This window comes from Allosaccharopolyspora coralli (assembly GCF_009664835.1).
In the GTDB taxonomy this organism is placed as follows: domain Bacteria; phylum Actinomycetota; class Actinomycetes; order Mycobacteriales; family Pseudonocardiaceae; genus Allosaccharopolyspora; species Allosaccharopolyspora coralli.
On record NZ_CP045929.1, the window covers coordinates 220,749 to 245,313 of the forward strand.

General features: G+C 68.7%; 24 protein-coding genes, 1 tRNA gene and 1 other RNA gene. 20 read left to right on the top strand and 6 right to left on the bottom strand.

The features are described 5' to 3' along the window. Positions 1-359 precede the first annotated feature (359 nt). From GIY23_RS01045 to GIY23_RS01070, 6 genes are all read left to right on the top strand, one after another. Complete coding sequence (locus GIY23_RS01045; RefSeq protein WP_154074944.1) at positions 360-1,004, top strand: methyltransferase; 645 nt, start codon at positions 360-362, stop codon at positions 1,002-1,004. Continuing rightward, the gene (locus tag GIY23_RS01050; protein WP_154074945.1) at positions 994-1,203 is read left to right on the top strand and encodes a CDGSH iron-sulfur domain-containing protein; all 210 of its coding nucleotides are present in this window, start codon (positions 994-996) and stop codon (positions 1,201-1,203) included. The genes GIY23_RS01045 and GIY23_RS01050 overlap by 11 nt, the downstream gene beginning before the upstream one ends. Continuing rightward, entirely contained in the window at positions 1,197-2,210 is a 1,014-nt protein-coding gene (locus tag GIY23_RS01055; protein WP_154074946.1) for an iron-containing redox enzyme family protein, read from the top strand. The genes GIY23_RS01050 and GIY23_RS01055 overlap by 7 nt, the downstream gene beginning before the upstream one ends. A gap of 4 nt (positions 2,211-2,214) precedes the next feature. Next, positions 2,215-3,222: an L-histidine N(alpha)-methyltransferase gene (locus tag GIY23_RS01060; protein WP_228717478.1), complete on the top strand. Its 1,008-nt coding sequence runs from the start codon at positions 2,215-2,217 to the stop codon at positions 3,220-3,222. A 305-nt stretch (positions 3,223-3,527) separates the two neighbouring features. Beyond that, positions 3,528-3,902, top strand: coding sequence for a hypothetical protein (locus GIY23_RS01065; protein ID WP_154074947.1), 375 nt, complete (start codon positions 3,528-3,530; stop codon positions 3,900-3,902). Then, on the top strand, positions 3,883-4,221 hold the full coding sequence (locus GIY23_RS01070; RefSeq protein WP_154074948.1) for a hypothetical protein: 339 nt from the start codon (positions 3,883-3,885) through the stop codon (positions 4,219-4,221). The genes GIY23_RS01065 and GIY23_RS01070 overlap by 20 nt, the downstream gene beginning before the upstream one ends. Before the next feature lie 328 nt (positions 4,222-4,549). On the opposite strand, the gene GIY23_RS01075 is transcribed toward GIY23_RS01070, so the two are convergent. Continuing rightward, positions 4,550-4,635, bottom strand: a tRNA-Ser gene (locus GIY23_RS01075). 142 nt (positions 4,636-4,777) lie between these two features. Between GIY23_RS01075 and ffs the strand changes: the two genes are divergently transcribed. After that, an RNA gene (gene ffs / locus GIY23_RS01080) (signal recognition particle sRNA small type) lies at positions 4,778-4,872 on the top strand. Between the two features lie 130 nt (positions 4,873-5,002). Continuing rightward, positions 5,003-7,216 carry a DNA polymerase III subunit gamma and tau gene (locus tag GIY23_RS01085; protein WP_154074949.1) on the top strand — a complete coding sequence of 738 codons (2,214 nt, stop codon included), beginning with the start codon at positions 5,003-5,005 and terminating at the stop codon, positions 7,214-7,216. A gap of 4 nt (positions 7,217-7,220) precedes the next feature. Here the strand turns inward: GIY23_RS01085 and GIY23_RS01090 are convergent, their stop codons facing one another. Then, positions 7,221-9,035, bottom strand: coding sequence for a S9 family peptidase (locus GIY23_RS01090; RefSeq protein ID WP_154074950.1), 1,815 nt, complete (start codon positions 9,033-9,035; stop codon positions 7,221-7,223). A 189-nt stretch (positions 9,036-9,224) separates the two neighbouring features. Between GIY23_RS01090 and GIY23_RS01095 the strand changes: the two genes are divergently transcribed. The 8 genes from GIY23_RS01095 (at position 9,225) to GIY23_RS01130 (ending at position 17,037) form a co-directional block, all read left to right on the top strand. Next, a complete protein-coding gene (locus GIY23_RS01095) occupies positions 9,225-9,584 on the top strand; it encodes a YbaB/EbfC family nucleoid-associated protein (protein ID WP_154074951.1) in 360 nt (119 codons plus the stop codon). Between the two features lie 177 nt (positions 9,585-9,761). Further along, positions 9,762-10,358 carry a recombination mediator RecR gene (gene recR / locus GIY23_RS01100; RefSeq protein WP_154074952.1) on the top strand — a complete coding sequence of 199 codons (597 nt, stop codon included), beginning with the start codon at positions 9,762-9,764 and terminating at the stop codon, positions 10,356-10,358. Further along, positions 10,355-11,029, top strand: coding sequence for a uridine kinase family protein (locus tag GIY23_RS01105; RefSeq protein WP_323847468.1), 675 nt, complete (start codon positions 10,355-10,357; stop codon positions 11,027-11,029). Before recR ends, GIY23_RS01105 begins: the two co-directional genes overlap by 4 nt. A gap of 127 nt (positions 11,030-11,156) precedes the next feature. Further along, positions 11,157-12,809 carry an ABC transporter substrate-binding protein gene (locus GIY23_RS01110; protein ID WP_407646858.1) on the top strand — a complete coding sequence of 551 codons (1,653 nt, stop codon included), beginning with the start codon at positions 11,157-11,159 and terminating at the stop codon, positions 12,807-12,809. Between the two features lie 85 nt (positions 12,810-12,894). Further along, complete coding sequence (locus tag GIY23_RS01115) at positions 12,895-13,905, top strand: ABC transporter permease (protein ID WP_154074954.1); 1,011 nt, start codon at positions 12,895-12,897, stop codon at positions 13,903-13,905. Positions 13,906-13,915: 10 nt separating this feature from the next. Further along, positions 13,916-14,851, top strand: a complete 936-nt coding sequence (locus GIY23_RS01120) for an ABC transporter permease (RefSeq protein WP_154074955.1) — start codon at positions 13,916-13,918, stop codon at positions 14,849-14,851. 22 nt (positions 14,852-14,873) lie between these two features. Next, complete coding sequence (locus tag GIY23_RS01125; RefSeq protein WP_154074956.1) at positions 14,874-15,878, top strand: ABC transporter ATP-binding protein; 1,005 nt, start codon at positions 14,874-14,876, stop codon at positions 15,876-15,878. Further along, the gene (locus tag GIY23_RS01130; RefSeq protein ID WP_154074957.1) at positions 15,871-17,037 is read left to right on the top strand and encodes an ABC transporter ATP-binding protein; all 1,167 of its coding nucleotides are present in this window, start codon (positions 15,871-15,873) and stop codon (positions 17,035-17,037) included. The genes GIY23_RS01125 and GIY23_RS01130 overlap by 8 nt, the downstream gene beginning before the upstream one ends. 63 nt (positions 17,038-17,100) lie before the next feature. Here GIY23_RS01130 and GIY23_RS01135 read toward each other — a convergent pair whose 3' ends face one another. After that, positions 17,101-18,036, bottom strand: coding sequence for an EamA family transporter (locus GIY23_RS01135; protein WP_154074958.1), 936 nt, complete (start codon positions 18,034-18,036; stop codon positions 17,101-17,103). A gap of 71 nt (positions 18,037-18,107) precedes the next feature. On the opposite strand from GIY23_RS01135, the gene GIY23_RS01140 reads away from it, so the two are divergent. After that, positions 18,108-19,007, top strand: a complete 900-nt coding sequence (locus GIY23_RS01140) for a LysR family transcriptional regulator (RefSeq protein ID WP_154074959.1) — start codon at positions 18,108-18,110, stop codon at positions 19,005-19,007. Between the two features lie 20 nt (positions 19,008-19,027). Here the strand turns inward: GIY23_RS01140 and GIY23_RS01145 are convergent, their stop codons facing one another. After that, positions 19,028-19,258, bottom strand: coding sequence for a hypothetical protein (locus GIY23_RS01145; protein WP_154074960.1), 231 nt, complete (start codon positions 19,256-19,258; stop codon positions 19,028-19,030). Between the two features lie 241 nt (positions 19,259-19,499). Between GIY23_RS01145 and GIY23_RS01150 the strand changes: the two genes are divergently transcribed. Beyond that, positions 19,500-20,129: a DedA family protein gene (locus GIY23_RS01150; RefSeq protein ID WP_154074961.1), complete on the top strand. Its 630-nt coding sequence runs from the start codon at positions 19,500-19,502 to the stop codon at positions 20,127-20,129. Positions 20,130-20,284: 155 nt separating this feature from the next. Here GIY23_RS01150 and leuA read toward each other — a convergent pair whose 3' ends face one another. Next, the gene (gene leuA, locus GIY23_RS01155; RefSeq protein WP_154074962.1) at positions 20,285-22,099 is read right to left on the bottom strand and encodes a 2-isopropylmalate synthase; all 1,815 of its coding nucleotides are present in this window, start codon (positions 22,097-22,099) and stop codon (positions 20,285-20,287) included. A gap of 253 nt (positions 22,100-22,352) precedes the next feature. Between leuA and GIY23_RS01160 the strand changes: the two genes are divergently transcribed. Beyond that, positions 22,353-22,631, top strand: a complete 279-nt coding sequence (locus GIY23_RS01160; RefSeq protein ID WP_154074963.1) for a hypothetical protein — start codon at positions 22,353-22,355, stop codon at positions 22,629-22,631. Positions 22,632-22,941: 310 nt separating this feature from the next. Next, a complete protein-coding gene (locus tag GIY23_RS01165) occupies positions 22,942-23,337 on the top strand; it encodes a hypothetical protein (RefSeq protein ID WP_154074964.1) in 396 nt (131 codons plus the stop codon). On the opposite strand, the gene GIY23_RS01170 is transcribed toward GIY23_RS01165, so the two are convergent. Next, positions 23,265-24,422, bottom strand: a complete 1,158-nt coding sequence (locus tag GIY23_RS01170; protein WP_154074965.1) for an aminotransferase class V-fold PLP-dependent enzyme — start codon at positions 24,420-24,422, stop codon at positions 23,265-23,267. The two genes, GIY23_RS01165 and GIY23_RS01170, sit on opposite strands and share 73 nt — an antisense overlap. Between the last annotated feature and the right edge of the window lie 143 nt (positions 24,423-24,565).

Consider the following 24,565-nt stretch of genomic DNA (forward strand, 5'->3'; position numbering starts at 1 on the left):
TGCTGGTCGCGTCTCGGGCGTCGGCCAGCGTGAGAACGCTGTCTCGCTCGACCCGAATGGGCGGCCAGACACGCGTGGTTGCGATGTCCCCCGTGCCGTGTCGGCAGCCGCAGGAGTGCGATCCGGCGAGCACGCGGCCGCCGCGCAGGACGTGTTCGGCGAGCAACCCGGCTACTTGTAGAGAGGGCGTGCGAGTACCGGCTGCACGAACGCGGCTACACGGCCGGGGCCGTGCGACCCGAGAAGCTGCGTCCGAACGCAGGCACCAAGAGCAGGCTGAATACTACGCGGCGATCTATCGTGCGTGTGCCGACGTTTATCGAGCGACGTCTTCCGGGTAGTAGCAGACGGTGTTACTGGTGCGACCTCCTGGCGTGTATCGGGCACAGACAGACACCGCGCTGTTGTGCCGCGTGTTGCGGCGCGGTCATGCGGTCGGCCGGCGGGTGCTCGATGTGGGATCCGGGACCGGTGCGCTGGCTCTCGAGGCCTGGCGCGCGGGCGCTTCGTCGGTTACCGCCGTCGACGTCTCGCGCCGCTCCGTCGTGGCGACGTGGCTGAACACCCGGCTGCACGGAGCCGTGACACCGGTGGCATGCGGGGACTTGTTCGGTCCCCTTGGGGACGAGAAGTTCGATCTGATCGTTGCGAATCCTCCCTACGTGCCGTCGCTGTCGACAAACGTGCCGTGGCATCGGAACAGTCGCCGCTGGGACGGTGGTCCGGACGGCAGAGCGATCCTGGACCGGATCTGCGCGGGTGCTGCCGCGCGACTCACCGAGGACGGTGTGATCCTGGTGGTGCACTCGGCGGTCTGTGGCCCCGAACGCACCGTAGAGCGGATGGGCCAGGCCGGATTGGCGGGCACGATCGTCGAGCGGGATGCGATTCCGTTCGGACCGGTCATGCGAGCCCGCGCCACGATGCTCGCGGCCCGGGGGCTGGTCGAACCAGGACAGTCTGTGGAGGAACTCGTGGTGGTGGAGGCCCGACGTGCCGAGTGAGCGAACACGGATCCTGTTGACGGACGAGGGTCCGGCGTTGGTGTACGGCCCTGTGGAATTCGTGCTGCCGGACGGCACCCGAACGTATTCGCAACGACCGGTCACCGCGCTGTGTCTGTGTCGGCGCAGTCGTCGCTACCCCTTCTGCGACACAAGCCACCGCAAGCGAGTACGCAGCGGAAGTGAAGGCCGATGCTGAGTCCGACGACACCGCTGCACCCCGAGATCGGCACCCTGCCGTCGTCTCGCGGTCCGCTGTCGGAGGCTGTGCTCGCCACTCTGCGGAACGAGACGCCGGGTGATCCGGCCGTCGACGCTGCCGATCCGTACGGGGACGATCTCCAGCTCGCCCTGTACTGCTGCTACGAACTCCACTACCGAGGATTCGCCGGTGTCGACGACGAACGGGAATGGCACCCCGGGCTGCTGGCGCTGCGTCACGAACTGGAGCGAGTTTTCCTCGCCGCTTTGCGGGCCGATGTCGTCGCCGGCGACGATGTGACCGCAGAGATCGACACCCTGCTCGTCGAGCCCGTCGACGGGGTCGGCGTCACACATCATCTTCGCCGGAACGGCGCCCTGTGGCAGCTGCGGGAATTCGTGGCGCACCGGTCGATCTATCACCTCAAGGAAGCCGACCCGCAAGCGTGGGTGATCCCTCGCTTGTCGGGCCCGGCCAAGGCGGCACTGGTCACCGTGGAACACGACGAGTACGGCGCCGGTGACCCCGATCGCATGCATGCCGGGCTGTTCGCCACGATGATGACCGAGCTCGGACTCTCCGCACGCTACGGCGCCTACCTCGACCTTGTCCCCGGTGAGACACTGGCCGAGGTCAACTTCATGTCGCTGTGCGGACTCCACCGGTCCCTCCGTGCCGCTTCGATCGGGCAGTTCGCCGTGACGGAGTTGACGTCCTCGCCCGGGTCCGACCGTCTCGTGAGAGGGATGCGCCGCTTGGACTGCCCGCCGTCGGCCATCGACTTCTACGCCGAGCACGTCGAAGCCGACGCAGTCCACGAGCAGATCGTCCGCCGCGGGATGCTCGACCCCTTGATGGCCGCTGAACCGTGGCTGGCGGCCGACGTCGTCTTCGGCATCCGAACCGCCCTGTTCCTCAACGAGCGGTTCTCGGCGCTACTCCTGGATCACTGGCAGCGCGACGCCACCAGCCTTCGAGAACCGCTGACCACCGTCGGGTCGTGATCGCGTGGACGCTACGAGCGAGGATCCGCCCATCGTTGCCGTGGAGGACGCCGAGTTCTGGGACGATCACCAGGCTGTCCTGGACTGTCTGCGCGAGCCGACGCCGCGTGTCCCCTCCTGGTTCGGGTACGACGAACGCGGGTCAGAACTCTTCGAACGCATTACCGAACTGCCCACCTACTACCTCACCCGGGTCGAGCGCGACCTGTTACGGCGTCACGCCACCGCCATGGCCGACGCCGTGGGAGGTCGCGACGTCGTGGAGCTGGGCAGTGGCAGCGCCAAGAAGACCCGACTGCTGTTGGACGCGTGCGTGGGGCGTGGGGGTACTACCTATCTGCCGGTGGACGTCAGCCGCGAGATGTTGCAGACGAGTGGCGCGATGCTGCGCACTGCTGTCCCGGGCCTGACGGTGCAGGGCTTGTGGGGCCGTTACGAGGCCGCGCTCGACTGGCTCCGCGGCAACCGCACCGGACCACTTCTGGTGGCGTTCCTCGGAAGCAATCTCGGCAACGCCACACCCCTCGAACGGGCGGCGCTGCTCGCCGAAATCGGAGCCACCCTCCAGCCAGGAGACCAGTTCTTGGTCTCGGCCGACCTGGAAAAGTCGGCCGCGGAGTTCGAGACCTGCTACAACGACCCTCCGCCCCGCTCGGCTTTCGCGGAGTTCCGGCTGAACTACCTCCGCCACCTCAACCGGCGTTTCGCCGCGGACTTCGCGCTCGACAGTTTCCGCCCTGTCGCACATTACGACTCGTCCACCTCCACAGTGGAGGGACACCTGTACAGCACCCGGACGCAAACGGTGTCGTTGCCGGCCCTGTCCCACACCCTGCGGCTGCGTCGTGGCGAGTCGCTCAACGTCGGATACTCGTCGAAGTTCACCGCCCACGGCCTTCGCGCCGAACTCGCCGGACATGGGTTCACGCCGCAGGAACAGTGGACCGACGATACTTGGCAGTACGGAATCTTCCTGTTTCGCCGCATCGGCAACGACTCTCCTCAACGTTGACGAAACCCGCGAGCATCGGGGGCTGGCCTGTCCTTGAGGGGACCCGGTTAGTCCAAGTCGGCCGACGTGTAGTTGCGACCTTGTCCGTCAACAGATCATCGGCCTTGCCCTACAGTGCGGTCGCGAGGGTGTCCAGGTTGTTCGTCACACAATGATCGTGGGCACCCCCGCTCGACGAGTGACGTCGACCGACACCAACCACGGCTCAGCCCGCTACACCAACCGACACGTCAGTCGCTCCCGTTCTGATCTGCTGTGGAGCTTCACATAAACGCGTGTTAAACGGCGTTATACACTCGGAGCTGGTGAACGCGGATGAGTACTACGATGGGATACCGGTCGCCGAGTTGCCCATTACCGACATCGACGTGCCCGATCCGGTTCATCTGCAGCGGTCGCGGCGTTATCGCGGCGCGGTCGATGTCGACCCGGTGGCAGCGATCGAAGCAGCGGGCGACCCGGCGGGTTTGGTCGCCCGGGATCCGAACTCGGCGACCGGCGAGGCGATCCGGGCTATTGGCTACGCGCCCACCGCGGAGCTGGTGCTGATTTCCGACGATCACCCACCGACCGGGCTGTGGCATGTGGCCACCGCCTGGTCGGCGAGTCACCGTCAGCGCAGCGCCTATACCGGCAGCGACGAGGAGGAGGTAAACGATCATGACGAACCCGAATCCTGACGTGGCCGACAAGCTCGCCGCCGAGGCCGAGCACGCCGAATCGACCCGCGATGCCGAACTGGCTTACCAGCGGCGCCGCCCCAGTGGTGGGCAAGCGGTCTACGGCCTGCGGCTGCCCACAGAGCGCATCGCTCAACTGCGTCGACTGGCCGAGGCGCGCGGCATCGAACCCAGCGTGCTCGCCCGAGGATGGATGATCGAGCAGCTGGACCGCGCCGAAGCCGGCAACCGCGATCCAGGCACAGACCGCTGGGAACGCGACCTCCGCGCCACCGCCGAGCACCTCCGCGAACTACTCGACGAACGCCCCGGAGCATGAACCAACCGCCCGCTTGGTACACCGGTCGAGCGTTGCCATAGCGGAACTTTGTGGTGTCGCGCGCTCGCATACGGAAGCCGTTCCCGGGCGGAGACCCTTGTCGCCGTGCGCGAAGGAGAGACTCTCGTCGTACCGAAGCTCCGACCGGCTCGCCCACTCCGTTCCGGACGCACGACGTCCTTGGCGGCTCGCTGGTCGAACGTGACAACGATGGCCCGACGGAGTGCTCGTGACCTCCGCGGAAAGCGACTGAGACGGAAACTGAGACGGAAGCAGAAACGCCGGGCGCCCGTGTGGTGGGGTGCCCGGCGTTTTTGCTGTTCAGCGGCGGAGGATACGGGATTCGAACCCGTGAGGGCTATGAACCCAACACGATTTCCAATCGTGCGCCTTAGGCCGCTCGGCCAATCCTCCGCGGAAAAGCGTACCGGACGTGTCGCCGCGACCGACGGCCGGGCCCGTTCTGGTGACGCAGGTCGTCGGCAGGGCTGTGTCCGGCGCGGACGTCGTGACTGGTGCCCGCCTCGGGTGGGGGCGCGGGGATGGGTACACTGTCTGTGGACCCCGCGCGGCGTCCATCCTGTGAACTCCCCCAGGGCCGGAAGGCAGCAAGGGTAAGCGGGCTCTGGCGGGTGCGCGGGGTCCCCTTGTGTCTGAGACCGGCTGGGGCGAACGGCACGTTCGCCCCGTGTGACGAGGCGAACGGCACGTTCGCCCCGTCGGCTCGGGGGCGGCCGCGAGGCTGTGACGGGGTGTCGGGGGCACCGCGTAGGGTCGGGGCGTGGCGCTCGCCCTTTACCGCAAGTACCGGCCCGCGACCTTCGCCGAGGTCGTGGGGCAGGATCATGTCACCGAGCCGCTGCGCACCGCGCTGGCCTCCGGACGGATCAACCACGCGTATCTGTTCTCCGGGCCTCGAGGCTGTGGCAAGACGTCCAGCGCGCGGATCCTCGCTCGATCGTTGAACTGTGCCGAAGGCCCGACCGCCGACCCGTGCGGCACGTGCGACTCCTGCGTGGCGCTGGCGCCCGAGGGCCCCGGCAGCGTCGATGTCGTCGAGCTCGACGCGGCGAGCCACGGTGGTGTGGACGACACCAGGGAACTCCGGGACCGCGCGTTCTTCGCGCCCGCCCAGTCGCGGTATCGCATCTTCGTCATCGACGAGGCCCACATGGTGACCCCGCAGGGTTTCAACGCCCTGCTGAAGATCGTCGAGGAACCACCAGAGCACCTCATCTTCGTGTTCGCCACGACCGAGCCGGACAAGGTGCTCACCACCATCCGTTCGCGGACGCACCACTACCCCTTCCGCCTGATGCCGCCCGGTGTGATGCGGGAGCTGCTGGAACGGATCTGCGCCGACGTCGGCGTCACGGTGCAACCGGCCGTGTTCCCGCTGGTGATCCGGGCAGGCGGCGGCTCGGCGCGGGACACCCTCAGCGTCCTCGACCAGTTGCTGGCCGGTGCCGGGTCGGAGGGCATCACCTACGAGCGTGCGGTCGCACTGCTCGGGGTGACCGATGTGGCGCTGATCGACGACATGGTCAACGCGCTCGCCGCGGACGACGGTGCGGCCGTGTACGGGACGGTCGACCGGCTGGTCGAGGCCGGCCACGATCCGCGCCGGTTCGGCGCCGACCTGCTGGACCGGCTGCGTGACCTGGTGCTGCTGCACACCGTTCCGGACGCCCCGCAACGAGGTCTCGTCGACGCGGCGGGCGACGAGTTGACCACGATGCAGACCCAGGCCGACCAGCTCGGCGCGGCCACCCTGACCCGGTTCGCCGAGATCGTGCACACCGGCCTCGCCGAGATGCGCGGTGCCACGGCGCCGCGCCTGCTGTTGGAACTGTTGTGCGCGCGGATGCTGCTGCCGACGGCCTCGGACGGCGAAGGGGCGGTGCTCCAACGCTTGGAGCGCGTGGAGCGACGCATGACGATCGCCTCGCCCGCCAGCGGTGCCGAACCCGAACCCGAAGCAGCGGCGGCGTCGGGCAAGCGCGTGTTCACCCGCCCGACCGAGCGGGAGAAGGTGGCCGAGCCCGAGCAAAGTCCGCAACAGTCGCCGGAACCGGCGGGCGACAACTCCGTGCCACGACGGGAAGAACCGCGACGGGAAGAACCGCGGAGAGAAGAGCCCCGGCGGGAAGAGCCGACTCCGCCTGCGGACGCTCCCGCCGCTCCCGCGCCTGCGCAGGAGCCGTCCGTTCCGGAGGCGGCGGCGCCGGAGCCGGCGCGAACCGGCTACGAGGCCGCCGACATCCGTCGCGTGTGGACACAACTGCTGCAGGCCGTCGCCGAACGGAACCGCCCGACGCAGGCGTTGTTGCTCAATGCGAAGGTCCAGGAACTCCGCGACAACACGCTCGTGCTGTCGATGCCGACCTCCGGGCTCGCTCGGCAGTTCGCGCAGCAACACCGGATCGAGTTCGTGCGGGACGCACTCCGCAGTCTGCTCGGCGACGGCGAATGGGAAGTGCGGTGCGTGGAGGAAGGCGCGCAGCCCCAGCCCACCCCGAAGCAGCAGCCCGCCTCGAAGCCCCAGTCCGCTCCGAAGCAGAGCCAGGCCGCCGCACCGCAGGCGGAGAAGCCACGCCGCCCCTCGACGGAGTGGTCCCGTTCGGACGGCAAGTCGGGGTCCGCTCCGTCGGGCAACGGGAACGACAGTGGCCCGCCCACCGGCAACAGCGGTGGGACGGGTGATGCGTCGCAGCCCGCATCAGGCCCGGCGACCCGGTCCGAGAAGCCGCAGCGCGAAAGCACCGCGGACGACGACATCCCGCCGCCTCCGGAACCGCCGGACGAGGAGCCTCCGCCGGACGAGCCACCCCAGCGAGCCGTCGCGCCTGCTCCCGTGCCTGCGGACGAGGACGAAGAGTCGATGATCGTGGATTCCACCGATGCGGGTGCGCCCCCGGGTCCCGCCCGTGACAGCCACGACGAAGCGGTCGAACTGTTCGCCAGCGAACTCGGGGCCCGGACCCTCGACACCTGACCCGTCAGCGGGCCAGGTGTCGAGCGAGGAAATCGAAGATTCGCGGGTACGCGTCGAGGCGGTTCGTGCGCCGGGCGAGACCGTGGCCCTCGTCGGGGTAGACGATCAGTTCGCACTCGATACCCTTGCCGCGCACCGCATCCACGAGCTGTTCGGCCTCGGAGAGCGGCACGCGCGGATCGTTGGCGCCGTGCACGACGAACAACGGCGCGGCGATGCGGTCGACGTGCGTCAACGGTGAGGCGTCGTGCAGGAACTCGGCGTCGTCCGCCAGCGACCCGTACTCGCGTTCGCGGTGTGCCTGCCGGTAGCCGGCGGTGTTCCGCAGGAACGTGACCAACGACGACATGCCGACGATGTCGATGCCCGCCGCCCACCGCTGTGGTTGCTGCGTCAGCCCGGCGAGCACCATGTAGCCGCCATAGGAACCGCCGTACAGCGCGGCCCGTGTCGGTTCGATTCCCTGCGACGGCAGCCAGTCGTGAATCGCCGCCAGGTCCGCGACCGCGTCGGGGCGCCTGCGGCCGTCGTCGGCGCTGTACCAGCGTTTCCCGTAGCCGGTCGAGCCGCGCACGTTCGGGACCACCACCGCGTGACCTTGCGCCGCCAGACCGTGCAGGGTCGGGTTGAACGCACACACCGACTGGCTCTCGGGTCCACCGTGGATCACCACGACCGCCGATCCGCTGGAGTCCGATGTGGACGGATACAGCAGGCACGGGATGGTCTCACCGTCCGGTGTCGGCACCGCGTGATGTGCGGGCTCGGACAACGACTCGCCGCGCAGCGGTGCGGCCGAATCCGTGAGTTGCTCGACCAATCCGTAACGTGCTGTCACCAGGAGGACATCGCCAGGAACGAGCGGCGAGGTGAAGGACAGCGCCACGCGGGTCGAGTCGGGAGACCATACCGGAGCGGGCATCGGGGACGAACACCAGCCGTGGCCGGGAAGTTGAATGTCGTGCACGAGCGAGCCGTCGTCGGTGTGATGCAGCGACAAGCCCGTTGTTCCGTCCACATTGGTCTGAACGAGTACCGTCCGGCCGTCCGGGGACGGCCATCCGGCCACGTCGTGCTCGTCCGAGGTGACCAGGTACTCGCGCTTGCCGCTCAGCGGGTCGAGGCGCGCGACGCCGGTGAAGTTCCGGCCGGTGTTCGTGGTGACCAGCAGGCCGGAATCGTCCGGCAGCCATCGCACGTGAGTGTGCCTGCACGGCTCCGACGGGTCGGTGAGCGACACGACGCGTTCGTCCTCGGTCGCGGGCATCGTGTTGACGAGGACGAGCTGTTCCGATAGCGGCGGCGTGCCGGGCAGCGTGATCGCGAGGTACCGGCTGTCCGGAGAGGCGGCGACATCCAGCACCATCCCGCCCCGGTCGTAGACGACCTGTTCCTCGTCGGTGGTGGTGCCGCGAACCATGACGTCGAAGTCGACACCGTTGCGCCGGTTCGTCGCATAGAGCACTCGCCCTGGCAGAACGTCCAGCAACGAGTGCACGTAGGCGCCGTCCCGCACGAACGGGACCAATGCGTCCACAGTGGCTGGTTCCGTCAGTCGGTCGAGACGCAGAAGGGAGAGCTGGGCACGTTCGTCACCGTCGGTGTCGTGCTCGACGACCACCGTGCGCTCGCCCGGCAGGTAGCGGCCCCGCACCGCCCCGGGGAGTGCGGTCAGGGGTGTCGTCGCGCCGTCGGTGTCGATCTCCACAAGCTGGACGGATCCCGACTCGTCCGAGCCGGCGAGCACCCGCCCTTCGTCGTCGACGTCGAACGCTCTCCACGTGGGAATGCCGAGCAGCCGTGCGATGTCCAGCGTCATGCGCCCACCCTCGCACGGTGCGCGCGGTCAACCGCCCCGAGCCCCCGAGCGCCACCGGAGCGGACGCGACAGTCACGGACCGGCGCGGCGGACTACCCTGGAGACCGTGCCCGGCAGGGTGAGGTTCCGGTATGCCCGTGCTCGACTGCTGCGCACCCGAATCGCGGACCCACTCCGAGAGGAGCCACGGTGCAACCAGGTGGCCAGCCGAACATGCAGCAGATCATGGAACAGGCGCAGCAGATGCAGCAGCAGCTCATGACTGCGCAGCAGGAACTCGCCGAGGCCGAAGTGTCCGGCTCAGCGGGCGGCGGACTCGTGCAGGCCGTCGTCTCCGGCTCCGGCGAGCTCAAGTCGATGAACATCGACCCCAAGGCGGCGGACCCCGAGGACACGGAGTCGCTCGCCGACCTCGTCGTCGCCGCCGTGCGGGACGCCAACCGCGCGGCGCAGGAACTGCAGGCCGAGAAGATGGGACCGGTGACCGGGGGCCTCGGCGGCGGCGCGGGCGGCCTCGACATGGGCGGCCTCGGCCTGCCCGGGATGTGACGCCGAACCGGTTCGGCCGGTGCTGACAGCGCGACCTCAGGGCCCTGTCGCCGACGACGCTCGTCGTCGCGGCACGGGTCCTGAGAACCTGCGGAGATGTGTCCGACGGTGATCGGGTTCCGGTCCTGACGGCCTCGCGGCAGGTGTCGGTGTGCGAGCCCGAAGGAGAGGTACGGGGTGTACGAGGGGCCTGTTCAGGACTTGATCGACGAGCTCGGGCGACTGCCCGGAGTCGGACCGAAAAGCGCCCAGCGCATCGCGTTCCACCTGCTCGCGGCCGAGCCCGCCGATGTGACCCGGCTGCAGGAAGTCCTGCAGAAGGTCAAGGAAGGCGTCGTGTTCTGCCAGGTCTGCGGCAACGTGTCCGAACAGGAGACGTGCCGGATCTGTCAGGACGCTCGCCGTGACCCGACGCTGGTGTGCGTCGTCGAAGAGCCGAAGGACGTGCTCGCTGTCGAACGCACCCGGGAGTTCCGGGGGCGGTATCACGTTCTCGGCGGTGCGCTCGACCCACTCTCCGGTGTCGGGCCGGACCAACTGCGGGTGCGGGAACTGCTCGCCAGGATCGGCAAGGACGACATCACCGAGGTCATCATCGCCACCGATCCGAACACCGAGGGCGAGGCGACCGCGACCTACCTGGTACGGATGCTGAAGGACTTCCCGGGCCTGAACGTGACCCGTCTGGCGTCCGGTCTGCCGATGGGCGGCGATCTCGAGTTCGCCGACGAACTGACCCTCGGCCGAGCCCTCTCCGGCCGCCGCAACGTGTGATCCCGCTGGACCTCGACGAACGCTGGCGGCGGAACGCGGCAGTGGTCGGGGAGCGGGTCCGGCGGGTCGAGCCTCGGTTGGGGCCGGTCCGGATGGTCGGGATCGACGGTCCGTCCGGCTCGGGGAAATCCGAGTTCGCCGAGGCGTTGGTGGACTCGCTGCGCGGTCGGGGCGAGACGGTCGCGCTGGTCCCGACCGACGACTTCGCGACGTGGGAGACACCGGTCGGCTGGTGGCCCCGTCTGGAAGCCGGGGTGCTGGAGCCGCTTTCCGAGGGCGCGCCCGGCTCCTATCGACGCATGGAGTGGCCGGATGGTCGCCCGGCGCTGGGCGGGCGGGTCACCGTCGACGTGCCGACCGTGCTCGTGGTGGAGGGCGTGTCGGCGACTCGCCGTGCCGTGGCGTCCAGGCTCTCGTTGGCGATCTGGGTGGAACTGACCGGCGCACCCACACGGCTCAACAGATCGGTTGCTCGTGACGGTGCGTGGTCGCGAACGGCGCTGAGGCGCTGGCAGCGCGACGAGCAACGCTGGTTCGCCGCCGATGCTCCGCGAGATCGAGCGGACGTTCTATTGCTGCAACCGGGTGACGACGGAGAAATTTTCGGTATCGAGGGGGAGGGGCGCGGTTTTCCGGGAAGGGGTCCGGAACCGCTTCAGTTCCCGACGTAGCCCGATCGTAACCTTGTGCACTCCACCTTCCGGTCATCCCGGGTTACTCTCTGCTTCATCTTTGCCGGGTCAGACACACCGAGGTGCTGAGATGAAGAGACTTCCCACGCGATCCCGAAGCGTGAGTGTGCGACGGCGGCTGGCGTCAGCGGGGATCGCGGGTGCGCTCGCGGTGTCGTTGGCCGCCTGCGCCCAGTCCGAACGAGGGGAGGCTGGAGGCGAGGGCGGCACGTTCACCTTCGGCGCCGCAGGCGCTCCGGACCTGTTCGACCCGTTCTACGCCTCCGACGGCGAGACCTTCCGGGTCACCCGCCAGATGTTCGAGGGACTGGTCTCCTTCAAGCCCGGCAGCGCGGAGGTCGAACCGGGCCTCGCCGAGAGCTGGGAATCCAGTCCGGACGGCAAGACCTGGACCTTCAAGACCCGGCAGGGCGTGAAGTTCCACGACGGCACCGACTTCAACGCCGACGCCGTCTGCAAGAACTTCGAGCGCTGGTACAACCAGACCGGCGCAGGCCAGAACCAGGCGCTGTCGTACTACTGGATCGAGAACTTCGGCGGCTTCGCCGACGGCCAGACACCGTCGCTGTACGAGGGCTGCCAAGCGCCCGACCCGAACACCGCGGTCGTCAAGCTCACGCGCGCGACCTCGAAGTTTCCGGACATCCTCGGCCTGGACCCGTTCATGATCCAGTCGCCCACGGCGCTCGAGGAGTACCAGGCGAACAACGTCCAGGCGCAGGGCGACAGCTTCGTCTACTCCGAGTACGCCAAGTCGCACCCGACCGGGACGGGACCGTTCACGTTCGAGTCGTACGACCAGGGCAACGGCACCATCCGCCTCACCCGCAACGACGAGTACTGGGGTGAGAAGGCCAAGATCCAGAACCTCGTCTTCCGGGTGATCCCCGACGAGACGGTGCGCAAGCAGGAACTCGAAGCGGGCGGCATCGACGGCTACGACCTGCCGAACCCTGCCGACCTGGCCGCGCTGCGCGAAGCAGGCAACAACGTCCAGGTGCGCGACCCGTTCAACATCATGTACCTCGGCGTCACGCAGAAGAACAACCCGAAGCTCGCCGACCTCAAGGTCCGGCAGGCGCTGGCCCACGCCGTCGACCGGGAGACCCTGGTGAAGGCGAACATGCCGGAAGGGGCCGAGGTCGCCAAGCAGTTCTATCCGAAGACGGTCGACGGCTACGCCGACGACGTGCAGCAATACGACCACAACCCCGAGAAGGCCAAGCAGCTGCTCGCCGAGGCCGGGGCGTCGGACCTGACGGTGAACTTCTACTGGCCCACCGAGGTCACCCGGCCCTACATGCCGGACCCGCGGGGCATCTTCAACACCGTCGCCGACGACCTCCGCCAGGTCGGCGTCACCGTCAACCCGGTGAGCAGGCCCTGGAACGGCGGCTACACCGACGAGGTCGACAACGCCAAGGCCGACCTGTTCCTGCTCGGCTGGACCGGCGACTACAACAGCCCCGACAACTTCATCGGGACGTTCTTCGGCACCACCGAGAACCGGTTCTGGACACAGGCCTCGCCGTGGGGCGAGGACCTCGCCAACCAGCTCCAGGCCGCCGACAGCGAGCCGGACGAGGCCCGGCGAAACGCGATGTACCAGGACATCAACCGCAAGCTGATGTCCGAGTACCTGCCCGCCGTCCCGCTGTCGCACTCGCCGCCGGCGATCGTCGTCAGCGACCAGGTCGAGGGGCTGCAGCCGTCGCCGCTGACGGCCGAGGTCTTCGACACGGTGAGCATCTCCGGCTGAGGTGTCCCGACCGGGGTGCGCGTAGGCGTGCACCCCGGTCGTCGCCTTCGGCGTTCCGCCGTGCCCACCACGAACCGGGGGACTCTTGCTCCGCTACACAGTGCGACGCCTGGCACAGATGGTGCTGGTGGTGTTCGCCCTCTCGATCCTGCTTTTCGCGTGGCTGCGTTCGTTGCCGGGCGGCCCCGTCTCGGCGTTGCTCGGTGACCGGGCCACACCGGAGTCCCGCGCCGCGCTCGAAGCCCAACTCGGACTGGACCGGCCGATCCTGGTGCAGTACTGGAGTTTCGTCAGCCGCGCCGTCACGGGCGATTTCGGCACGTCCACCGGGGTGCAGCGGGGCACTCCCGCGCTGGAAGTCTTCCTCCAGCGATTCCCGGCCACGCTCGAACTGTCCATCATGGCGTTGCTGCTCGCCGTCGCCTTCGCCATCCCCGTCGGTTATCTCGCGGCACGACGGCGCGGCGGCTGGCTGGACAACGTCAGCATCGTCTGGTCGCTGGTCGGGGTCGCCGTCCCGGTGTTCTTCCTCGCGTTCCTGTTGAAGTACGTCTTCGCGGTCGAACTCGGCTGGCTGCCGGCGTCGGGACGCCAGGACACCGGCATCGACGCCACCCGTGTCACCGGATTCTTCATGCTCGACGGCGTGCTGACCCGCGAGTGGGATGCCGCGTGGAACGCGTTCGTGCACCTGCTGCTGCCCGCGGTCGCGTTGTCCACGATCCCGTTCGCGGTGATCTTCCGCATCACCCGCGCCGCCGTGCTCGACGTGATGGACGAGGACTACGTGCGCACGGCGCGAGCGAAAGGGCTCACCGGGATGGTGATCCGGCGTCGTCACGTGCTGCACAACGCGATGCTGCCGGTGGTGACGACGATCGGCTTGCAGACCGGTGCGCTGCTGGCGGGGGCGATTCTCACCGAACGGGTCTTCAACATCTCCGGCATCGGACAGGCGGTGGCGCTCGGGTTCGAACGCAAGGACTTCCCGGTGCTGCAGGTCGTGATCGTCTCAGCGGCCATGGTGTACGTGCTGGTCAACCTCGTCGTCGACCTCTCGTACGCGCTCATCGACCCGAGACTGCGGACCCGGTGAGGGGGACACCATGGTGACCACGCAACGCAAACAACGCATCGACGATCTCGCCGAGTCGGGTGCCGCCCCCGACATGGGTGTCAGCCTCGCGGTCTCCGCGTGGCGCCGCCTACGGCGCAGCCCGGTGTTCCTCGTCGGAGCGACGATCATCGGCGTGTTCGTGCTCGTCGCGGCGCTCGCCCCGTTCGTGGCTCCGCACGACCCGGGCGCCTACATGCTCGAAGACCAGGTGTCCCGAGCGTCGAACACGATCCCGCCGCCCCAGGACGGCCACCCGCTCGGCGGCGACCAGTACGGGCGCGACCTGCTGTCCCGGATCCTGCTCGGCTCCCAGCAGACACTGCTCGTCGCCGTACTGGCCACCGTGATCGGTCTCGGTGGCGGGCTGATCCTCGGTATCACCGCGGGCGCGTTCGGCGGCTGGGTCGACGCATTCGTGATGCGCATCGTCGACGTGATGCTGTCGGTGCCGTCGCTGCTGCTGGCAGTCTCGATCGGGGCCTTGTTCGTGCAGCAGAGCCAGTTCACGGTGATCGTGGCCGTCGCGATCGTGCAGATCCCGATCTTCGGGCGGCTGCTGCGTGGCACGATGCTGGCCCAACGCGCCAGCGACCATGTGCTCGCCGCGCGAGCTCTCGGGGTGAAACCGACCGCGATCGTGTTCCGGCACATGCTGCCGAACGCGCTCGGGCCGGTCATCGTGCAGGCGACACTGGTGCTGGCGCTGGCGATCATCGACGCGGCCGCGCTCTCGTTCCTCGGCCTCGGTGCCGCCGACGATTCCACACCGGAATGGGGGCAGATGCTCGGCTCCGCCCAGCAGGTCATCGACTCGCATCCGCAACTCGCGTTCTACCCGGCGATCTGCATCATCCTCGTCGCTCTCGGCTTCACTCTCGTCGGCGAGTCGCTGCGGGACGCTCTCGACCCCAAGAACCGTCGCTGACCCGGCGGCTTTGGAGACACGCATGGCACTGTTGGAAGTTCGCGACCTGTCGGTGGTCTTCTCCCGCAAGGGGGAACCGCCGGTCACCGCCGTGGACGGCATCTCGTTCGACGTCGAACCCGGCAAGACCGTCGGCCTCGTCGGCGAGTCCGGCTGCGGTAAGTCGGTGACCTCGCTGGCGATCATGGGATTGCTGCCCGCGCGCGGAGCCGAGGTCTCCGGCTCGGTGCGTTTCGAGGACACCGACCTGCTCACGCTGTCCCGCGCCGCGATCGACGAACGGCGCGGACGCGACCTCGGCATGGTCTTCCAGGACCCGTTGACCTCGCTGAACCCGGTGGTGCCGATCGGACTCCAGGTCTCCGAAGTGATCGAGCGGCACCGCGGGTTGCCGCGCAAGCAGGCGATGCCGGAGGCGAAGGAACTACTGGACAAGGTCGGCATCCCGGACCCGAACCGGCGGTTGAAGGAGTACCCGCACCAGCTCTCCGGGGGGATGCGACAGCGCGCGCTCATCGCGATGGCGCTGGCGTGCCGGCCGCGGCTGCTCATCGCCGACGAGCCGACGACGGCGCTGGACGTGACCATTCAGGCACAGATCCTGAGCTTGCTCAGCACGCTCGTCGCGGAGACCGACACCGCACTGATCATGATCACCCACGATCTCGGCGTCGTCGCGGGTCTCTGCGACGAGGTGAATGTGCTCTACGCGGGACGGGTCGTGGAGCGCGCCACGCGCCACGACCTCTTTCACCGGCCCCGGCACCCGTACACCGCCGGTCTGCTGGCGTCCGTGCCGCGACTGGACTCGGAACGCGGCGCGCGACTCAATCCGATCCGGGGAGCGGTCAGCGACAACATCCCGTGGGACGCGGGGTGCGCGTTCTGCCCGCGCTGCCCGAACGCGCTGGACATGTGCGGGAAGCAGACCCCGCAGGAGGCGCTGGACCTGAACTCGCGACTGCTGCGCTGCCACAACCCGGTGCGGGAGTCGGAGACGGTCACCCCAGGGGGTGCGCATGACTGACAGCGGCACGGAACACGTCGTTCCCGACGTGGCCGCGGCGGACACGAACGCGGCACAAGGGGACCTGCTCGTCGACGTCGACGGCCTCGAAGTGCATTTTCCGATCAAACGCGGCGTCGTGCTGGACCGCACCGTGGGTCACGTCTACGCGGTCGACGGGGTGTCGATGCGGATCCACCGCGGCGAGACCTACGGGCTCGTCGGCGAGTCCGGCTGTGGCAAGTCGACCTTCGGCCGGGCGCTGCTGAGGTTGGAGAAGCCGACCGGTGGGCACGTGGTCTTCGACGGCACCGACCTGTCGACGCTCAAGGGTGAGCGGCTGCGCCGGATGCGCAGGCGGATGCAGATGGTCTTCCAAGACCCGCTGTCCTCATTGGACCCGAGGCAGTCCGTGGAGTCGATCCTCGTAGAAGGACTCCGTGCGCACGGGCTCGACCAGAGCAAAGAGTCCACGGCTCTGCGGCTGCGGGAACTGCTCGACGCGGTGGGACTCCCGGCCCGGGCGCTGCGGAAGTACCCGCACGAGTTCTCCGGCGGTCAGCGGCAGCGCATCGGCATCGCGCGGGCGCTGACGGTCAACCCGGACCTCATCGTCGCCGACGAGCCGGTGTCCGCACTGGACGTCTCGGTTCAGGCGCAGGTCCTCAACCTGCTCGACGACCTGCAGAACGAGCTCGGGCTGACGTACCTGGTGATCGCGCACGACCTAGCGGTGGTGCGCCACATCGCCGACCGGATCGGGGTGATGTACCTCGGCGGGATCGTGGAGGAGGCGCCGTCCGGCGGGCTGTACGCGGAGCCGTTACATCCGTACACGCGGGCGTTGCTCTCGGCGGTTCCGGTGCCGGATCCGGTGGTGGAGGACCGGCGGGAGCAGATCCTGCTCTCCGGCGACCTTCCGTCGCCCGCTGCGCCGCCCTCCGGTTGCCGGTTCCACACGCGGTGCCCGTGGCGGCAGGCCGAGCGCTGCGACACGGAGCGGCCCGCGCTGCGGGAGCTGTCGCCGGGGCACCGGGTGGCCTGCCACTTCGCGGAGGACATCCGGGACGGCAAGATCACCCCGCACGCGGTCGACGTCGAAGCCGTCGACCCGACCGACTTCGGCGACCACTCCCTCGCGGATCCCCCCGCCTCCGTCACCGAGGCCCTCGGCCACTGAGGTGGCAAATTCGCGCGAATTTGCCACCTCTCTGTCCACAGGGGGAGGGAGTTGTCCACAGGGTCAGGGCTTGGCCGCGTGGTGGGGAGTGCGGTCGGTTGACGGGGGAGTGAGGTCGCGGGCTGTGGTTCGGCGGAGCCGGATGCTGCCGAGCAGGACGCCGAACACGACGATCGCCCCCGCCCCGAGCTCGATCGCGGCGGGGCGTTCACCCAGCACCAACCACGCGGAGCTGAACCCCACAACCGGAACGAGCAGCGAGAAAGGGGCGACGACACCGGCGGGATAGCGGCGCATGAGCCAGGTCCAGATGCCCGTCCCGAGGATCGTCGCGAGCAGCACCGTGAACGAGAGTCCGGCGAGTGCCCACAGTCCGGTGGCCGACGAGAACGACTCCCCGAGCGCCGCCCAGCCGGTGGTCGGCCCCTCGACGAACGCGGACAGCGCGAACATGGGCAGCGGCGGCACGATCGACATCCACAACGTCAGGTGCAGCGGGTTCGACGGGTTCGCCTTGCGGTTGCACAGGTTCCCGAACGCCCAGCCGAGAGCTCCGCACAGCGTGAGCAGCACCGGTAGCAACGCGGCGGCCTGCGAGCGATACCAGCCGATCGCGACCATGCCCAGCACCGCGATCGTGATGCCTGTCGCCTGCACCGGCGAGATCCGCTCCCGTAGCAACAGTGCGCCGAGCAGCACCGTGAACGGAGCCGACGCCTGGAGCACGAGTGAGGCGAGCCCGGTCGGCATTCCGGTCGTCAGTGCGAGGAACAGGAACGCGAACTGCAACGTCCCGAATCCCAGGCCGTAGCCGATGAGCCACTTCCATTCCACGCGCGGGCGGGGAATCAGCAGCACGGTCGGCACCGCGATCACCAGGAATCGCAACCCGGCGAGGAAGAACGGCGGAAAGTGCTGAAGGCTGAAGTCGATGGCGATGAAGTTGATGCCCCACAGCAGGGCGACCAGTAGGGCGAGTGCGCGATGCCGGTTCTCCACGGGTCGAGCGTCTCCCAGCGTTTTGTGAAGGACAAGCGCCGATAACTGCAGTGCAGTTGTAGTGTTCCTTCATGGACATCCGTCGGTTGAGAGTCTTGCGGGAGTTCGCCGATCGCGGCACGGTCACCGCTGTCGCGCGCGCCCTGTCCTACACGCCCTCCGCCGTGTCGCAGCAGTTGCGTGCGTTGCAGGCCGAGGTCGGCGTGCCGCTGACCGAGCCTGCTGGTCGTGGGTTGCGCCTCACCGACGCGGGCCGGGCGCTCGCGGTCCGAGCGGACGAGGTGCTCGCCGCCGTCGACGGCGCGGAAGCGGTGCTCGACAGCTATCGCTCCACGCCGCGCGGCACCGTCCGGATCGCGCTGTTCCCGTCCGGCGCGCTGTTGCTGCTGCCCGGTGTGCTGCGGCGAATCGGCCGTGAGCACGGCATGGGACTGGAGTGTCGCGACATCGACATGACGCCACCCGAGGTCCCGGCCCTGACCGCCGACTTCGACGTCGTCGTCACGCATCGGGACGATCACGCGGAGTCGTTCGACCCGAGCCGCCTGGAGGTGACGACGTTGCTGCGGGAGCCGCTGGACGTGGCGTTGCCCCTCGGGCATCCGCTCGCCGAGCGGGAGCGGATCGAACTCACCGAGCTCGCCGCCGAACGCTGGATCGGTGTGGACGTGGGCTTCCCGGTGGACGACGTGCTGCGTTCCCTCGCGGTCCGCACCGGAGTGCGACCGCAGGTGGTGCAGCGCATCAACGACTTCCGGGTCACCGAGGCGTTGGTCGCCGACGGACACGGGGTGGCGTTGCTCCCGCGCCACACGATCGACAACCCGCGGCTCGTGCTGCGTCCGGTGGCGGGAGTGCGAGCGGGCCGCAACGTCGAGGCTGTGTCGCGGCGCGGAGCGTCGGTCCGTCCTGCGGTTCGCGCGGTGCTCGACATCCTCCTCGCCGAGGCCGCCGCCGTGACCAGTGAGTGACGACAGAGGCGTGAGCCTTTTTAGTGGTCCTGGGCACCAAAAAGGCTCACGCTTCTCGTGAGGAAGTCGGAGAAGTCGCGGGCTTCGTCCGGTGTGAGGACGATCGTCACTCCCGGCGGGAGCACCATCGCGACCCGATCACCCATCACGAGTACCGAGACGCTGCGCGGCCGGCCGGCCTCGTTCACGCAATCGATCTGCCAGCGCAGATTCTCCGTGGAGGTCGTCGGCGTGTCTTCGGTGGGCCACATGGGTCGGTGCTTCCTCTGCTGGGTTGATCGAGAAGCGCAGAAGTGCACTGAACCGTGCGGCGGGCCGGAGCTCAAGGGTGATCACCCGAATGGGTGCTGCCCTGCGCCGACAGTGAGACCGGGCACACGGCGTGCGGACGGACTCTCGGTGTCGCGCCGATCACGTCGGGCGGTCCGTAGCCTGGGGAGCCGGGTCGGTCCGACCGGGCGGGCCCCACGCGCCGACGCAGACCGGGGACGCATGATCGAGTGGCTGGACACGATCCCGCACGGGGTCATCTATCTCGTCGTCGGCGGCATCATCGGGCTGGAGAGCATCGGCATCCCGCTGCCGGGCGAGATCATGCTCATCAGCGCGTCCGTGGCCGCGGCCCAAGGCATCGCCGACCCGGTGTGGCTCGGCGTGTTCGCCGCGACCGGTGCCATCATCGGTGACTCCATCGGCTACGCCGTGGGCCACCGCTACGGACGCTCGTTGCTGAAGTGGGCGGGCAAGAAGTCCCCGAAACACTTCGGTCCCCACGTGATCGCCGACGCGGAAGCCACCTTCGAACGGTGGGGCGCGTGGGCGGTCTTCGGCGGCCGGTTCGTCGCGCTGCTCCGGATTCTCGCGGGGCCACTCGCGGGCGTGCTGCGCATGTCCTACCCGAAGTTCCTACTCGCGAACGCTTCCGGCGCCATCGCCTGGGTGGGCACGGTCACCACGGTCGCCTACCTGTTCGGTCTGGTCGCCCAGCAGTGGATCAGCCGTGCCTCGTACCTGTTGTTGCTGGCGACGATCGTGCTCACCGTGGTCGTCGTGTTCCGGATCCGCAAGCGGGCGAACCGGGCCGCGCACCAACACGACGAAGTGCACGCCGAACACGACTGAGGACTTCAGAGGGTCTTGCGTGGTGGGTCGGGTGGCGGAACCTCAGCGCCCTCCTCGCGAGGAGGGCGCTGAGAACCCGCGGGTGGTCCAGCTGCGTACGTGGTTTACCCGCTACGGAACCACCCACCCAGCCCCGAACTTCCCGGCATTGCTCGTCAGCGGGAGCCGCGGTTGACCGCCGACACGACCGCGCGGAGCGAGGCGGTCACGGTCGAGGCGTCCACGCCGGCGCCCCAGAACACCTCGGGCCCGGACGAGCCGTCCACCGCGCACTCCAGGTAGGCCGCGGCCAGCGCGTCGTCACCCGAGGTCAGCGCGTGCTCGTGGTAGTCCATGACACGCACGTGGTGCCCGACCTGGGTGAGTGCGTCGACGAACGCCGACACCGGTCCGTTGCCGGTGCCCCGGATCTCGTGCTCCTCGCCGTCGGCGACGACGGTCGCGGTGATCGTCTCGGTGCGGGTGGCGCCGTCCTCGGAGGCTTCGAAGCGCTGCCGGACGAGCGTCAACGGCGTGGTGGTCTCCAGGTACTCGTCGGAGAAGACCTCCCACATCGTGTTCGGGGCGACCTCGCCGCCGTCGCTGTCGGTGCGCTCCTGCACCAGCTTCGAGAACTCGATCTGCATCTTGCGCGGCAGGTCGAGCTGGTGCTCGGCCTTCATGATGTAGGCGACGCCGCCCTTGCCGGACTGCGAGTTGACCCGGATCACGGCCTCGTAGTTGCGGCCCACGTCCTTCGGGTCGATCGGCAGGTACGGCACTTCCCACGGGTGGTCGTCGACGCGGTTTCCCGCGCGTTCGGCGTCCTTCCGCAGCGCGTCCAGGCCTTTGTTGATGGCGTCCTGGTGGCTGCCGGAGAACGCCGTGTAGACCAGCTCGCCGCCCCACGGGGTGCGCTCGCCGACGGGAAGCTGGTTGCAGTGTTCGACGGTGCGCTTGACGTGGTCGATGTCGGAGAAGTCGATCTGCGGGTCGATGCCTTGGCTGAACAGGTTCATTCCCAGCGCGACGAGGTCGACGTTGCCGGTGCGCTCGCCGTTGCCGAACAGGCAGCCCTCGATGCGGTCGGCGCCCGCCTGGTAGCCGAGTTCGGCGGCGGCGACGCCGGTGCCACGGTCGTTGTGCGGGTGCAGCGAGAGGATCACCGAGTCGCGGCGCGCCAGGTTGCGGTGCATCCACTCGATCGAGTCCGCGTACACGTTCGGCGTGGCCATCTCGACCGTGGCGGGCAGGTTCAGGATCACCGGGCGCTCCGGGGTGGGCTGCCAGATCTCGGTGACCGCGTCACAGACCTCCACCGCGAAGGACAGCTCGGTTCCGGTGTAGGACTCCGGCGAGTACTGGAACCGGAAGTCGGTGTCGGAGTACTTGTTCGCGTACTCCACCGCGAGCTCCGCACCCATGGTTGCGATCTTCTTGATGCCTTCGCGTTCCTCACCGAAGACCACCCGGCGCTGCAGGATCGACGTCGAGTTGTAGAGGTGCACGATCGCCCTGTTCGCCCCTTCCAACGAGGCGAAGGTGCGTTCGATCAGCTCCGGGCGGCACGGGGTCAGTACCTGGATGCGGACGTCGTCGGGTACGGCCCCGTCCTCGATGATCTCGCGGACGAAGTCGAAGTCGGTCTGGCTGGCCGCCGGGAACCCGACCTCGATCTCCTTGTAGCCCATGCGCACGAGCAGTTCGAACATGCGCCGTTTGCGCGCGGGCGACATGGGGTCGATCAGGGCCTGGTTGCCGTCCCGCAGGTCGACCGCCGACCACAGCGGTGCGCGGGTGATGCGCGTGTCCGGCCAGGTGCGGTCCGGCAGCGAGACGTCCTCGACGAGCTCGTGGAACGGGCGGTAGCGGTGGTACGGCATCGCGCTGCCGCGCTGCGGGTTCCACGGCTGCTGGTCGGCAGGGGCCGGCCGGGCGGGCGTGGTGATGTCGCCTGCGAACGGGGCGCTGGGTTCGGACGGAGTGGTCATCTGCTTCGAAACTCCTGCTGCGGGGTCGGTCTGGGACGTCAAGACCGGCGCGTCGGTACCCCGCGACGAGGGGCCGGTCGATCAGACCCCGTCGCGGCGACCAAGCAGGAGAGCGCGTGCCACGTGCTCAGACTAACCGGGCCGGGGGCGCGGCGTGCAAATCCCCGTCCGGATGCTGGAACCGCGTTCCGGTTCGGCCCCGGCCTCCGGGTGGCGGAACGCCGAGCGTGATCACCCATGCAGACTGTGGCCCATGGCTGCGAAGAAAGGGTCGTCCGGGGTCGCGGTGCTACTCAACGGCGCCGGGTTCCTGGTGGCCGTCCTGATGGTGATGCACATCCTGTTCGTGCTGGTGAACGTGCCGAACACGCGGTTGGCGGACTCGGTCGGGCAGGCCGCGGTCCCGTTGGCGCTGTTCTTCCCCGGCCTGATCGACACACCGAGCCCGGTGTTGCAGGTCCTCGTCGATTTCGGGCTCGCGGCCGCGTTCTGGATGGTGCTCGGGGCCCTACTCGCGAAAGTCCTCGGCTGAGGTTGGAGGGTGTGCGGGCTGGTTTGCGTGGGTGGTGGGGTGGCGGAACCTCAGCGCCCTCCTCGCTGCGGGATCGGTTTCTTGAGTAGCGGCCTACGCTGCGAAACCGCTGTCCTCGCGAGGAGGACGCTGAGGACCCGCGGGTGGTCGGGCTGCGTACGTGGTGATCGCTCAGCGGCTCCGCCGCTGACAAGACACCACGACGGCTGGTTCCGTTAGTCCCGACCGCAGCTCTCGGTCCGCGCCGTGAGCGGTAACAACTCCCTACCGGCCGGTAGTTTTCGACGACGGTGCGTGCCACACTTCCGATATGACCGAGAACACGGAGACGACGTCGGCGAACGCGAACGCGAACGCGAACACGGGGACGGCGTCGACCCCTGCGGAGGGCAAGCGCAGGCGGTTCGACGTGGCGCACGCCCGCTCGCGCACCGTCGGCGTGCTCGTCGCCGTCGTGCGCTGGATCGGCACGGTCGCGGCGTTGCTGCTCAGCGCTCACGTGGTGCTGACCATCGGTGGTGCGAACCAGCAGAACCCGATCACTCAGTTCGTCGCCGAGTGGGCCGAGTTCTTGGCGTTGGGCTTCTCGAACCTGTTCACGCCGGAGGATCCGCAGCTGTCGGTGCTGGTCAACTACGGTGCGGCCGCGTTGTTCTGGCTGTTGGTGACCTCGTTGGCGGTGCGCATCCTGCGGGCGCTGGGCTGAGCACCGGGCGGCAATCCGGCGGCGAGGACCTCGTGCAGCGTTTCCGCCGCTTCCACCGCGTCGCCGTAGGACAGCCACGCGGGTGCGAACACGAACCGCACCAGGTCCGGCTCGACGTGATCGACGAGCACGCCTCGGGCGAACAACTCACCGGTGAGCCAGCGGGCGTGGTCGTGCCGCAGCGTGACGTGCGGCCCGTGCGGTTGTCCCGAAGCAGGGCGGACGACGTCCACGGGCAGGTCGACGAGCAGTTCCAGGAACAGTCGCACCAGTCCCGCTGTCTTTGCGTGTAGCCGCTCCGGGGGGATGCCCTCGAGTGCGGCGAGCCCGGCTCCGAGACCGGAGGTCGACAGGGTGTTGTCGGCGCGCGCGGCGGGGTGGGGAACGCCGCCGCCGATGTCACCCGGTCCGGCGGCGAGTGTGTCGTGGTGTCGTCGGGCGGTCATCGTGAACGACGGCGCGTCCGGGCCGCCGCCGAGGAACTTGTGCCCGCATCCCACGGCGAAGTCCGCGTCCCAGTCCCGGAGTGCGACGTCGAGCGCTCCCGTCGACCCCGTCACGTCCCACACGACGAGCGCACCGTGCGCGTGCACTCGCGCGGTGATCGCGGCGGCGTCGCGCACGCCTCCGCTCACCGGATCGGTGTGCGACAGCGACACGACGGCGACCTGCTCGTCCACCACCGAGTCGAGGTCCTCCGCCGGATCCCACCAGTGCAGCCGGCCGCCCCTGAAGTCCGCCGCCGAGCGGGCGAGATACCGGTCGGCGGCGGCGCGTCCGGAGTCGAGCAGGAGCACCGGACGGTCCGGCCGGAGCCGCGTGGCCGCGAGCAGCGTCGCGAACGTGTTCATCGAGGCCGAGTCCGCGAGGCGGATCTCGTCAGGGGTGGCTCCGGTCAGCGACGCGAGCCGTCCGAGAACGTCAGGTGCGGTGCCGCTTCCGGTCGTCCTTGCGCGAACCCCGGTTCCGTCGCAGTGCAGGACCCCCTCACGCAGGAGGAACGCTGAGCGTGTGGCCGCGAGTGCGTCGGCGTCGTCCCACGACGCCGCTCGCGCGCGAGTGCTCGCCCACCCAGGGGAATTCATGACGCGATCACGATAGGACGCCGACCGTGGCACGGGGCCGGACCGAGGCCGGACCGTGAGGTTCGGGGTGGTCCCGCTATGCGGGTGCGCGGATTGATCTGCGCTGGTGGTTGCAGTGGCGGAACCTCCCCTCGCGGCTGGAT